This is a genomic window from Microcystis sp. LSC13-02 (assembly GCA_002282935.1).
Lineage (GTDB): Bacteria > Cyanobacteriota > Cyanobacteriia > Cyanobacteriales > Microcystaceae > Microcystis.
In genome coordinates, this window is the sequence record MTBT01000242.1 from 1 (window position 1) to 12,432 (window position 12,432).

A 12,432-nucleotide genomic window follows, 5' to 3' on the forward strand; every position below is an offset into this window, starting at 1 on the left:
TGTCTGTTTGTTTTGATCAATATCCGACTTTAACTGATGAGCTTTCCTCTGTCAAGCTTTTCAGGTGATGCACTTCAGACTTGAATCGGCGGCTCGTTTTTTTGAATCGTAAAAATAATCCGACAATCATATCCACAAGAACAAGCCTTTAGTCCATCATGCTCACCCTTTAGGCGATGGGTCATCAAATTGGGCGCAAAGACATCCTCCCTCATTTGCAGTAACGTTTTTTCAACTTGTCGCTGTAATGCCGCGTTACGCTGGACAAATTTTTTAAAAGATCGCTTAAACCTAGTCGTTAAAATTAACTCTCTCACGAATCCTCGTCGCTTTCTAGGTAACAACGTAATTCTGAGATAACTTCTTCTGCTGACATTGCTTTTAAATTCCCTGTTCGGTACTCTGCCAACGCCTCACGACATTCCTCCATAATTTCTCGTCTTCTGACTTCCACTAACCGCTTTTTGACAATATCAGCCAATAATTCTTGCTGTTCTCTAGGTAATTGACTGACTACCTCTAACGCATTTTCAAACGTAATCATCTTGACTCCTGATGGCAATTTGATCTCTCACTTCAGTATAAGTCCAAATTTAAGAATCCGAAAGCACAGTCGAATTTGGGAGAAACAATCACTTTTTTCTGACTGATCAGGTGTTTCAAGTCCCCTCTCTAAAGGGACGATCGCGGTTTAGATTCTGGGGAAGAGGCGATCATTAGTATTGCTTAGATGTTAAGTTGGTAATCAGACTATAATCAACAAATGAATAGAAAACAGCGAAAAACCTATGATTCTATTTTTGTTGATCCCATCCGCCGTAACATCTTTTGGGATGATATAGCGGTATTCGCTTGAGTGAGATACAGACAAAGTCTTGCCTAGACTGACTCATAGCCTGTTGCACTATACCTCATTCGACTGCATACCGCTATAAGGTGATGGCTCAAGAGTGGGATTTGATCTTAATGAAATTTCCCTTAATATTCATTCCCCGCACCCCCAAAAGGAACTAAAAAGATACCCAATTAAAGCTATTCGTAAATTTTTAATTAAAGCAGGAGTAAACTAATGCAATACAAAGGCTATGAAGCTGTGATTGAATATGATGCCAGCGATCGCTTATTTTTTGGTCGTGTCATTAATATAGAAGATATTATTGTTTTTGATGGTCTTTCCGTTGATGAGCTAGAACAGGCTTTTCAAACCGTCATTGAACAATATTTAACGGATTGTCAAACCCTTAATAAAATCCCTACACCACCAACTTATTCCTTTGATGAGGCGACTACGACGGTAATAAATTAACTAATAGGTCTTTTTAAGTTTCGTAGGTTGACTTATGATATAATTGCTTCTATCAATCTCATTGCTTAAACATGAATTCTGTAGAGAGATATATAAAATCTCCTACCCCATTTATGGTTCATAACTGGGAAAAATTGCTACCTGATTGGCAAGTTCCTCCGCAAACTATCGTAATTGTCTTGATTAATTCTCAATTTCCTTTAGACGAAGAAGGAGAATTAATTGAACAGGAAAAAGATCGCCTACTTAAGCAATTTATGCAATGGGGTCAATCTTTCCATCTTATGAGTCAAAAACAAGGCTTCTTAACAGAAATCATTTGTCCTAAAGAAGGAATACCTCAATACTCAAAAAAAGGCGATGCTCATTTTGATTTGGTTGCCACGGTTCATCATTCATTGGGATTTAATTTTTCGACAGTTAGAGGCTGTAAAACTCTGCTGCATCCAAGATGGCATACTGCTGTCTATCCCGGACTTTTCTTGTCTGGGACGACAGCAGTAGCAGTTGAGTCAATTTTGACAGCAATTATGATTGGTGAAGCCGATATTTGACGAAATTGTCCCAAAAATTTGGCTAGTGACTAATAGCCATTTTTAAGCTTGCACTATCTTAGTTCGATGGGAACGACCGCGCCACCAAGCGAGTAGGGTACTAGCGATAAAAATACTCGAATAGGCCCCAGCTACGAAACCGATAATTAAAGCTAGGGCAAAATATTTTAAGGTGGTGCCACCAAAGAGAAAAATCGCCACCAGAGGCAATAAAGTGGTCAGGGTGGTATTAATCGAACGAGCTAGGGTTTGACTCACCGCATTATCGACAATTTCATCCACCGATAGTTCAGGAGTTTGGGCGAAATTTTCCCGCACGCGATCATAAATTACCACTGTGTCGTTAACAGAAAAGCCCACAATTGTCAAGAGGGAAACCAAAAATAAACTATCCACTTCTACCCCCGCAATTAAGCCTAAAACCGCAAATACGCCCACGGTAATTAGAACGTCATGAAAGAGGGCGACAATGGCAAAAAAAGCGTAATCCCGTTGAAAACGAAAGCTTAGATAGACGGCAATGCCGAAGAAGGAAACTAATAGGGCCAAAAATCCCGACCTAAATAATTCTTGACCGATGGTGGGACCGACGGTATCGATTTGACTGGTTTCGGGGTCAAAGGTGCCGATTTTCTGATTTAAGGTGTCGAGTAATTTTGTTCTCTGTTCTTCTACGAGGGTTTTCGTCCGCACTGATAAAGTATATTTATCCAAAACCTGCACACTACTGTTACTCAATCCCTCCTCGTCTAAAATCACTTGCACTTCGGCAGTAGTTAAGGGTTTCTCACAGTTATTCTTTTTGGCACAGGCTAATTCTATCTGAATTCTCGTGCCACCAACAAAATCTAAACTCGGTCGCAAAGGCGCTTGAATAGTGAACCAAGAAATTACCATGGCCAAAATACTACCAATCGTCAGCAAGGCCGAGACTGTCCACCAAAAATTACGCTGTTTTGTAACACTAAATGCCATATTGATTAAGTGAAAAGTAAAAAAGGAGACAGGAGTAGGGAGATTTTTCAGTTTATTGGTTTGCTGGTAAATTAGGGCAGAAAAGTTGGGGTTTTTGACGGACGCTGGGGACGTTTAACACGGTGATTAACAGGAGCGTGCGACTACAGGTTAAAGCGGTAAACATACTCACAGCTACCCCAATGGCTAAAGTTAAGGCAAAACCTTTGACTAATCCCGAACCCAACCAAAATAAGGCACCACAGGCGATTAAAGTAGTGACATTACTATCAAGAATACTGGAAAAAGCCCGGTAAAATCCCGACTCTACCGCCCGAAATAAAGATTTTCCGGCCCTTAATTCTTCCCGGGTGCGCTCAAAAATCAGTACATTTGCATCAACAGCCATGCCGATACTGAGGATAAATCCAGCAATACCGGGTAAGGTCATCGTGACTCCCACTAAGGCAAAAGCCCCCAGAGAGAGTATAGTATAGATAATCAGGGAAATATCAGCGATGACACCGGGTAAACGGTAATAAACCGCCATGAAGATTAAAACTAACAGTAAACCCACTAAACCAGCGTAGATACTGCGACGGATGCTATCTTGGCCTAAAGTTGCCCCAACGGTGCGAATTTCTTCGACTTTGACGGGAAAAGGGAGGGAACCACCGCGCAATTGAATCGCTAGATCGTTGGCAGTTTCGGCGGTAAAATTACCGGTAATCACGGCCCGGCCTCCTGTAATTCCCGTTTGGGCAAACTGCACATCAACCACCGGGGCGCTAATTAATTCATTATCGAGGAAAATCCCAATACTGCGACCAGTACCTGCAATCACTTTAGTCAGTTCGGCAAATTTATTGCCCCCTTCCGAGTCGAAGGTAATGGCCACTTCCCAGTTAGTGCCTTGGGTGGAACTAATAGTGGCATTTTGCAGATTTTTTCCAGTTAAGTCCACCGATTCAAATAGATTTAAAATTGCCTGTTTAGATTTTTGCAGAGATTGTTCTAGTTCGGCAATTTTAGCGGCATTTTCGGGTTTATTCTCGGCTTTGAGGGCGGCTAATTCCGCTTTTTTTTGTTGAAAAATTGAGTATTCAGCCCGAAATTCTCCTTCTGTACCTTGTTTTTGCTGACGAAATTCTAATTGGGCCTGAACATTTAAGTTTCTCTCAGCTTCTTTGGGATTTGTGACCCCAGGTAGTTGCACGATTACCTGATTTTTACTGTCCACAGTCTGCACTAATGATTCAGAAACACCGAGGGCATTAACGCGGTTTTCAATCACATTTTGTACCGCTTTTAAATCATTAGGTTGAATGGTTTTTACGGTTTCGGTGGGTTTAACTTGGATCGTTAATTGACTACCACCGCGCAGGTCTAAACCTAATTGTAGGGGTAACTTAATCAGGATGAAGATCGAGGCAACAACTAGGCCGATGATCAGTAACAATAACCAATTTTGTCTCTGCATAACTTCGGTATCAAAAGGAGAATTTGTTAAATGCGATCGCTGACCATTTTCTGGACAGCTTCGACAATTTGATTAGGTTGAATAATCGTCAATCTTTCTAGATTACCGTTATAAGGTGTCGGTATATCTTGGGAAGATAATCTTAACACAGGGGCATCTAATTCATCGAATAACTGCTCATTAATTAAAGCAATTAACTCGGAAGCAATTCCTGCCGTTTTCATACATTCTTCCACGATAATCACCTTGTGAGTCTTGCGAATCGAAGCGGCGATCGTCTCCATATCAAAGGGTTTCAGGGAAATTAAATCGATAATTTCTGGATCGTAGCCATCTTTTTCTAACTGTTTTAATGCCTGTAAACAGTGATGACGCATCCGCGAATAGGTGAGAATGGTGATATCTTCTCCCTGGCGAACGATTTCCGCTTTATCTAGGGGTAAAAGATACTCGGTATCAGGTAAATTTTCCTTGAGATTATAGAGAAGAACGTGTTCAAAGAAAAGCACGGGGTTATTATCTCTAATCGCCGATTTTAATAAACCTTTGGCGTTGTAAGGAGTGGAACAAGCGACAATTTTTAGTCCGGGTACTGCGTGAAAATAGGCCTCTAAACGTTGGGAATGTTCCGCACCTAATTGTCTCCCCACACCCCCCGGACCGCGGATAACCATGGGGATTTTAAAATTACCGCCAGAAGTATAACGTAACATCCCGGCATTGTTGGCAATTTGGTTAAAGGCAAGGAGAAGAAAACCCATATTCATGCCTTCAATAATCGGACGCAATCCCGTCATGGCTGCCCCCACTGCCATGCCCGTAAAACTATTTTCAGCGATGGGAGTATCTAAAACCCTTAAATCGCCATATTTTTTGTAGAGATCTTTGGTAACTTTGTAGGAACCGCCGTAATGACCCACATCTTCACCTAAAACAAATACTGTCTGGTCGCGGCCCATTTCCTCATCGATCGCCTGTCGCAAAGCATTAAATAATAGGGTTTCTGCCATATCAAGTCCCCGCTTACAATTCGGTCATCTTATCACTAAACTTATTATCTTACCCCTTTTCTGTCCCGAGGGAATAGGAAGTGGGGAAGTGGGGAGAGGGAATTATGACTATAGATAATAGTCTATTCTAGTTACCGACAATCGGCCAGCAAAGAACTAAGATCAAGATCAAGCAATCCCCTACCGTTAAAGCTGATGAAATTACCCCGTCTTGCCGCTTTAATCATTGGTCTGAGCTTTATTTTCGGATTAATGTTGTGGTTAGTCAACTCTATCTATCGTCTTTACATCCAGATCGCCTTTACCGCTCCTATCTTAGCTAATATTCTGCTTTTGCTCATTATCGGACTGCTGGGCTTGCTGATCTACATTCTTTTATACTACTTTTACCTGCTGCCCCAGCGCCAAAAAAGTCGCCGCGGGTTGCATTCTTCCTCCCGTCCACCCCTAAAATTACCGGTAGAAAAAACCGAGGCCGCCGGGGAAACCTTAAAAGCTATCCGGCAACAAGTGGAGCAAATTCAAGATAAAGTAACCCAACAGGTTTTTGTTAAGCGTTCCCAAGAAATTGAGCGAAGTTTAGCCAGAAAAGAAGTTAAAATCATCGTTTTTGGCACAGGATCGGCGGGAAAAACCTCTCTAATTAACGCTCTCATCGGTCAAATGGTGGGCAATGTGGAGGCAACCATGGGAACCACGGAAAAAGGGGAAACCTATAGTTTAAAAATGAAAGGTGTGAATCGGGAAATTCAAATTACCGATACCCCCGGCATTCTCGAAATTGGTGCAGCCGGAGGTGAAAGGGAACAGTTAGCGCGACAATTAGCCACGGAAGCAGATTTACTTTTATTTGTCATTGATAACGATATTCGACAATCGGAATACGCCCCTTTATTGCGTTTAATTGATATGGGGAAACGTTCTCTCTTAGTCTTTAATAAAATCGATCTCTATAGCGATGAAGATCGAGACATTATTTTAAAACAATTACGAGAACGTCTTAAAGGAGTGGTCCTTTCCGCCGATATTATTGCCGTTGCCGCTAATCCCCAACCTGTGCATTTAACCGGGGGACAAATGATCACACCAGAACCAGATATTTTAGCTTTAATTAAACGTTTGGCTTCAGTTTTACGGGCCGAAGGGGAGGATTTAGTGGCGGATAATATCCTCTTACAATCCCAAAGATTAGGAGAAGAAGCTAGGAAAATTATTGATCGCCAACGTCGTCGCCAAGCTGATAAAATTATCGATCGCTATCAGTGGATCGGTGCGGGAGTGATTGCAGTGACTCCCTTACCAGTGTTCGATCTGTTAGCAACGGCGGCGGTTAATGCTCAAATGGTCAGGGAAATTGGTCAAGTTTATGGCTGTGAAATTAACAGCGATCGAGGCAAGGAATTGGCCTTATCTTTGGGCAAAACTCTAGTTAGTTTGGGAGTAGTGAAAGGAGCAGTAGAATTATTAGCCAGAATCCTACAATTAAATTTTACTACCTATATAGTCGGTAAGGCAATTCAAGGGGTCAGTGCCGCCTATTTAACCCGCATTGCCGGCAAAAGTTTTATTGAATATTTCCGTCACGATCAAGACTGGGGAGACGGTGGCATGACGGAAGTGGTACAAAGACAATTTCAACTCAGTCGCAAGGAAGAATTTATTAAGTCTTTTGTAGCCGATGCGATCGGTAAAGTGGTACAACCTTTTCAGGATGATTGGCAGCAAGAAGAAGTTTTAGAAGCTAGTCGCGAGGATGATTGGTAAAGATCGAACCCGGTAGCAATAGGCAAAATTGTATAGTAATTGTTACAATCGTTTTGGGGTTCCACAAGGGCAAAAAAAGATGCGACAGCAAGTTATCGACTGGTTAAAAGAAAACGTCAACGAACACCGTCTGCGACATATTCTCGGTGTAGAGACCATGTGTATTGATTTAGCTAGTCATCACGGTCTCGATCCCGTCCAAGCAGGGCAAGCGGGATTACTACACGATCTGGCCAAATTTTTCAAGCCCAAAAAACTGCTAAAAATGGCGGAATCGGCGGGAATAGACGTGGATAATATCTGTTTATCCCATCCTCACTTACTCCACGCCGATGTGAGTGCGATTGTCGCCCAAAAAGAATTTAACGTTACCGATGAGGAAATTCTCGCAGCAATTCGCAATCATACCCTCGGTCAACCCAATATGAGCGATCTTAGCTGTATAGTCTTTATTGCCGATGCCTTGGAACCCAATCGCGGCGATACACCCGAATTAAACGCCCTACGACAACTCAGCTATCAAAATCTCCATAAAAGCGTTCAACAAACCTGCGATTATTCCCTAAAATATCTTTTAAGTAGCCATTGTCCCATTCATCCCCGCACCGTGCTAACCCGCAACTGGGCGTTACAAATTGTTAAAGAACAACCAACAGAAACTAAAACCATTGATTAACATAATCTCAAGACTCGCTTACAACCACCTCAGTCAAAGGATAACCACAACCTGAATGACCAATCCCACTGGAATTATTACCCCCATCGCCGAAAATCTCAAGACCGAAAAGTTTCTGGAGACAATTGTTACCGCTGCCGAGGACAAGAAAGCGGGGGACATCGCCATCCTGAAAGTCGCCGATATCTGTTATTTAACCGATTATTTTCTGATTATTACCGGCTATTCTACCACTCAAGTGCGAGCGATCGAGTATGCGATCGAAGCTGCTATGGAACTAGAATGGCAACAATCGCCCCGACAAGTGGAAGGAAAAAGCGAAGGTAGCTGGATCCTGATGGATTATGGCGATATCATTGTCCATATCTTTTTACCAAAAGAGCGGGAATTTTATAATTTAGAAGCTTTTTGGGGTCATGCTCAACGTATTCCTCTACCTAGCAACCATTTAGAGGAGTAAAGTCCATGAAATCCTCCCTTGATTTCTGTCCCGTCCCAGAAGAACAGCAACCGGTTAACGAGTACGAACAATTAAAAGAATCTTGGTTTTTTCGTTGGGCTACCATAGATGTAGCCTCTTATACAAAAAAAATTCTCTGGTTATGGTTATGGACATGGTTAATTGTCGGACCGATTGCCGCCGCCAGTTTTCCCCTCAAAAAAGCCCCTTTTCTCTTCTTCTGTGCGGGGATTTTTGGCTCGACAATTTTGGTAGGATTGGTGTTATTGCGCTTGTATTTAGGCTGGATCTACGTCTATGACCGCTTACAATCGGAGAAAGTATTTTATGAAGAGTCGGGCTGGTATGATGGCCAAATCTGGACAAAAACCGCCGCTATTTTAACCCGCGATCGTTTAATCGTCTCCTATCAAATCCAGCCCATTCTCCAGCGTTTACAAAAAACCGCCCTGATTCTAGGGTCAATTGTCGCTATCAGTGGTCTTTTCTGGCTATTTTTCACTCACTAACCGCAACCAATCTGAATGAATAGGGTAAAACGTTCACCAACCCACCGCTTAGAAATTCATCTCCTCCGGGAAGGTATTATTGAATCGGTCCATCATGTCGAGGCCGCTATTTGCGATGACCGCGGCCGGGTGTTATCCACCGCCGGCAGCGCCGAAACTAGCGCCTTTATTCGTTCGGCCCTGAAACCTTTTCAAGCGCTGGCTGTCACCAGTACCGGCACCCTCGAACGCTACGATCTCAACGATAAGGATCTAGCCATTATCTGTAGTTCTCACCAAGGCACAGTGGAACAAGCCCGTCAAGTCTTTAATATTCTCTGGCGCGCCGATATCGATACCAATGCCCTGCAATGTCCCCTCCCAGAAGGTAAACGCAGTCGCTTACAGTACAATTGTTCTGGTAAACACGCCGGGATGTTAGCGGTGTGTCAACAGCGCGGCTGGCCATTAAATACCTATCTCCGGCGTTCTAGTCCGATACAGAAGCTAATTTTAAGCAAAATTGCCGAATTATTGGGGATGCCGGGGGATGAATTAATCAGCGCCCACGATGACTGCGGCGCGCCCACCTATTCAATGCAGTTGGGGCAAATGGCCCATCTCTACGCCCAGTTAGCCTCTGGCAACCGTTTAGACTTAGAAAGAATCGTCCGCGCCATGACCTATCATCCCCGCATGGTAGCGGGAGAAGGGGCTTTTGATACGGAATTAATGCAGGTTAGCCAAGGGGAAATCGTCAGTAAAGCCGGGGCCGAAGGTATTCAATGTATCGGGCGCGTCGGTGAAGGTTTAGGATTAGCAATAAAAGCCCTAGATGGTTCCAAACGGGCTAAATATGCCGCCGCTTTGCAAATTCTCAAACAGTTAGGCTGGATTACTCCCAATGTGGCCGAATCTCTCTCGGAAAAATTCCTCAAAATCGGCAGTTATACCCGCTTGGAAGTGGTGGGGGAAATGGCTTTATTGTAAATAGTCGGTTAACAAAGCGTAACACATCAAAAATAAAAGGTTTTGGTGTGTTAGGGCAGTATTTATATCTTGATTTTTTTCCTCAAAAACTGAACTTCGGAGTACAATACATACCTAAGACTAAATTAATTCAAGAAACTTTCGAGCAAATTGCACTGCTTTCTGAAGAACAACAAGATACCCTGGCAACCTATCTAAAAAAACACCTAGCTGAATTTTTAGAAGAAGCGCAAAAAGAACCACGAATTGCAGAAGGGACTTATACAATAAGCGATTTTAACCAAAAAACTCAACAAGCTATTCAGAATATTGAAGAACAAAAAACCTTAACTGTTGTCAAAGATCAAGTTGAACTGTATCAGCAGCTAGGAATTTATCGCTAACCTTATTATCTGATGTCATTAATCTCTAGAGTCAGCGATTTCCTCTGTAGTCATGTTTTTGCTGGTTTTCTGCGCCGAAACCAACTATAATGCTCGAAAGGTGAAAAGGGACTAAAAGCGCTGATTGAGTTAATCCGCGATGGTAAGGTGAGTCTGCGCTATCTAGTCTCGTCGGGGGCTTTGGCTACTGGGGTTGAGATAAACTAGATTTAATAACTGAAAATCCGGGGTAATCACTCATGTTACAATCCCTAAAAATTGAAGGCTTTCGCGGGTTTCAGAATTTTGAGATGGCCAATCTTGGTCGAATTAATCTCTTAGTAGGTAAAAATAATAGCGGTAAAACTTCTATTTTAGAAGCGATTCAGTTTTTGTATGCTCAGAATAATATAGATATATTTCTTGAAACTATTAGCTATAGAGGTGAGTTTGGTTGGTCAGAAAGTAATCTACCTAGTCCCACTAAAGTTTTTGCAATTTGTAATTTATTTCATGGGCATGAAATCATCCCAAGTAAAAAAATTATCATCAGTGGATATGGCAAATCCTGTCTAGCAAGTGTTACCATTTCTGTTGAAAGCATTCCTATACAACTATCTTTATTTTCAGACAAAAATGATGATCTAAATCAAAATAATGATCACAATTTCGACAATGAGGAATGGGGTAAACTTCTTTTAAGTATTGGATGGATTGGCTCACAAAAACCTATTGAAATGGAACTTCTTGCCAACGGTACTCTTGCCAGAGATTCCATAAGAAGAATAGCTAGTTTAAGCAGAATTTCCCATAAAATAGGTATTGATAATAAAATTGAATTGAAGTTCTTAACACCATTTTCTCTAACAAGTTCTGATATGGCAGCACTTTTTGATAACATTGTTCTCTCTCCTTTAGAAGATTTAATTATTGAATCTTTGAAAATTATTGAGCCAAAAATTGAAAGGATAGCCAGTGTTGGTTCTGGCAAGTATTTAACTTCAAATAACCTAGGTGTTAGAGGTGGGTTTTTAATCAAAATTAAAAATCATGATCAACCTATACCTATTGGCAGTTTAGGCGATGGAATTTGGCGAATGTTAGGATTAGTTTTAGCGATGGTTAATCTTGAAAATGGAATTTTATTAGTTGATGAAATTGATAGCGGTTTGCATTTTACTGTCATGACTGATATGTGGAAAGTAGTCTGGGAAACCGCCAAAAAACTCAATATTCAGGTATTTGCCACCACTCACAGCCGCGATTGTTGGCAAAGTTTAGGCGAATTAATTACCGAAGAAAAAATTACTGATAACGATATTACTATTCAAAGGATAGATAGGGAAAAAAGCCAATCTGTAATCTTTGATCCAGAAGAAATTGTTATTGCCGCTAAAAGTAATCTTGAGGTGCGGTAACAATGCCTAAAATAGAGACAAAAAAGTTATTAGTGGAAGGTGCAGAGGAATTGAGAGTTATTCCCCAATTAATGGCAGCAAATGGAGTTACTTGGAATAGAGGGGAAGAACCATTAAATATCATAAATTGTGATGGTGTTGAAAATTTACTAAAACCTAAATACATCTCTACACAACTAAAAACTCCTAACGGACTAACTCATTTAGGAATTGTCATAGATGCAGACGAAGAACCTGATAATCGTTGGAAAAGTTTGTATAATGCCTGTTTACCAAATATACCTAGCTTACCTCAAAATTTACCAGCAGAGGGATTAATTATAACTCTAGAATCGGGGATAAAATTCGGTGTGTGGATGATGCCAGATAATCAATCTAGAGGGATGTTAGAGACTTTTTTAGCCTATTTAGTTCCCGATAATAATCTTTGGCAATATACACAAAACAAGGTGATAGAGGCAAAAAAACAAGGGGCAGCCTATAGAGATTATCATCTAGATAAGGCTAATATTCATACCTATTTAGCTTGGCAAGATCCGCCAGGTAAACAACTTCACGATGCAGTAAAACAAAGAATACTTAATCGCTCCCATCCCCAATCAGCAAATTTTTTGAGATGGTTACAGGAGTTATACGAGATTTGAGAGAACTATGGCTCCAGATGGGATTGACAGCCGGGAGCAAGTCAGTTTTGTCAGAACATAAATACTATTCAATAGCTAAAGACTGTTATTTAGGTAAGCACAGCGGTGTTTAAGCACTTGAGGGATATTTTCTTCATTCCACTGGGCTCCAGAAATTTTCAGTCGTCGGTCAATCTGTTTAACCGTGGATTCAACGGCTCCCGAAGCAATAGAGCAAATCTCTTCTTGTTGATAGTAATTAGGGTCTGCTGAATAAAGCTAAAAACCTTACAGGAAAAGGCTTTTAGCTAGATTGAGAGTCGCTCAGGTGCCCCTGAATCTGCTAA

The 12,432-nt window shown here is 41.5% G+C and carries 14 protein-coding genes and 2 pseudogenes; 11 read left to right on the plus strand and 5 right to left on the minus strand.

Translation table 11 applies throughout. The features are described 5' to 3' along the window. Positions 1 to 313: 313 nt before the first annotated feature. Entirely contained in the window at positions 314 to 544 is a 231-nt protein-coding gene (locus tag BGL89_RS15110; protein ID WP_158201395.1) for a hypothetical protein, read from the minus strand. A gap of 525 nt (positions 545 to 1,069) precedes the next feature. Here BGL89_RS15110 and BGL89_RS15115 point away from each other — a divergent pair. Together BGL89_RS15115 and BGL89_RS15120 are read left to right on the plus strand one after the other, a co-directional pair. After that, positions 1,070 to 1,306 carry a type II toxin-antitoxin system HicB family antitoxin gene (locus BGL89_RS15115; protein WP_158201394.1) on the plus strand — a complete coding sequence of 79 codons (237 nt, stop codon included), beginning with the start codon at positions 1,070 to 1,072 and terminating at the stop codon, positions 1,304 to 1,306. Positions 1,307 to 1,377: 71 nt separating this feature from the next. Continuing rightward, positions 1,378 to 1,860 carry a methylmalonic aciduria and homocystinuria type D protein gene (locus tag BGL89_RS15120; RefSeq protein ID WP_286826396.1) on the plus strand — a complete coding sequence of 161 codons (483 nt, stop codon included), beginning with the start codon at positions 1,378 to 1,380 and terminating at the stop codon, positions 1,858 to 1,860. 42 nt (positions 1,861 to 1,902) lie between these two features. Here BGL89_RS15120 and secF read toward each other — a convergent pair whose 3' ends face one another. Genes secF through BGL89_RS15135 form a run of 3 tightly spaced genes read right to left on the minus strand, consistent with a single transcriptional unit; the run spans position 1,903 to position 5,304 of the window. After that, entirely contained in the window at positions 1,903 to 2,835 is a 933-nt protein-coding gene (secF, locus tag BGL89_RS15125; RefSeq protein WP_286826397.1) for a protein translocase subunit SecF, read from the minus strand. A 52-nt stretch (positions 2,836 to 2,887) separates the two neighbouring features. Beyond that, positions 2,888 to 4,294, minus strand: coding sequence for a protein translocase subunit SecD (gene secD, locus BGL89_RS15130; RefSeq protein WP_286826398.1), 1,407 nt, complete (start codon positions 4,292 to 4,294; stop codon positions 2,888 to 2,890). Between the two features lie 26 nt (positions 4,295 to 4,320). Next, complete coding sequence (locus tag BGL89_RS15135; protein ID WP_286826399.1) at positions 4,321 to 5,304, minus strand: alpha-ketoacid dehydrogenase subunit beta; 984 nt, start codon at positions 5,302 to 5,304, stop codon at positions 4,321 to 4,323. Positions 5,305 to 5,499: 195 nt separating this feature from the next. On the opposite strand from BGL89_RS15135, the gene BGL89_RS15140 reads away from it, so the two are divergent. The 9 genes and pseudogenes from BGL89_RS15140 (at position 5,500) to BGL89_RS15175 (ending at position 12,106) form a co-directional block, all read left to right on the plus strand. Next, positions 5,500 to 7,068 (plus strand): YcjF family protein, encoded by a 1,569-nt coding sequence (locus tag BGL89_RS15140; RefSeq protein WP_286826400.1) that lies wholly within the window; start codon positions 5,500 to 5,502, stop codon positions 7,066 to 7,068. A gap of 79 nt (positions 7,069 to 7,147) precedes the next feature. Further along, positions 7,148 to 7,744, plus strand: a complete 597-nt coding sequence (yqeK, locus tag BGL89_RS15145; RefSeq protein ID WP_286826401.1) for a bis(5'-nucleosyl)-tetraphosphatase (symmetrical) YqeK — start codon at positions 7,148 to 7,150, stop codon at positions 7,742 to 7,744. 55 nt (positions 7,745 to 7,799) lie between these two features. Beyond that, on the plus strand, positions 7,800 to 8,204 hold the full coding sequence (gene rsfS / locus BGL89_RS15150) for a ribosome silencing factor (protein WP_286826403.1): 405 nt from the start codon (positions 7,800 to 7,802) through the stop codon (positions 8,202 to 8,204). 5 nt (positions 8,205 to 8,209) lie between these two features. Continuing rightward, a complete protein-coding gene (locus tag BGL89_RS15155) occupies positions 8,210 to 8,713 on the plus strand; it encodes a CGLD27 family protein (RefSeq protein ID WP_286826404.1) in 504 nt (167 codons plus the stop codon). A gap of 15 nt (positions 8,714 to 8,728) precedes the next feature. Then, entirely contained in the window at positions 8,729 to 9,682 is a 954-nt protein-coding gene (locus tag BGL89_RS15160; RefSeq protein WP_286826405.1) for an asparaginase, read from the plus strand. Positions 9,683 to 9,729: 47 nt separating this feature from the next. After that, positions 9,730 to 10,065 carry a hypothetical protein gene (locus BGL89_RS15165; protein ID WP_286826406.1) on the plus strand — a complete coding sequence of 112 codons (336 nt, stop codon included), beginning with the start codon at positions 9,730 to 9,732 and terminating at the stop codon, positions 10,063 to 10,065. A 105-nt stretch (positions 10,066 to 10,170) separates the two neighbouring features. Further along, positions 10,171 to 10,260 (plus strand): annotated as a pseudogene (locus BGL89_RS21300) (divergent PAP2 family protein); the annotation flags it as partial. 44 nt (positions 10,261 to 10,304) lie between these two features. Beyond that, on the plus strand, positions 10,305 to 11,462 hold the full coding sequence (locus BGL89_RS15170) for an AAA family ATPase (protein ID WP_286826407.1): 1,158 nt from the start codon (positions 10,305 to 10,307) through the stop codon (positions 11,460 to 11,462). 2 nt (positions 11,463 to 11,464) lie between these two features. Continuing rightward, complete coding sequence (locus BGL89_RS15175) at positions 11,465 to 12,106, plus strand: DUF3226 domain-containing protein (protein ID WP_286826408.1); 642 nt, start codon at positions 11,465 to 11,467, stop codon at positions 12,104 to 12,106. Between the two features lie 75 nt (positions 12,107 to 12,181). Here BGL89_RS15175 and BGL89_RS15180 read toward each other — a convergent pair. Beyond that, a pseudogene (locus BGL89_RS15180) lies at positions 12,182 to 12,346 on the minus strand (ISKra4 family transposase); the annotation flags it as partial. Positions 12,347 to 12,432 lie beyond the last annotated feature (86 nt).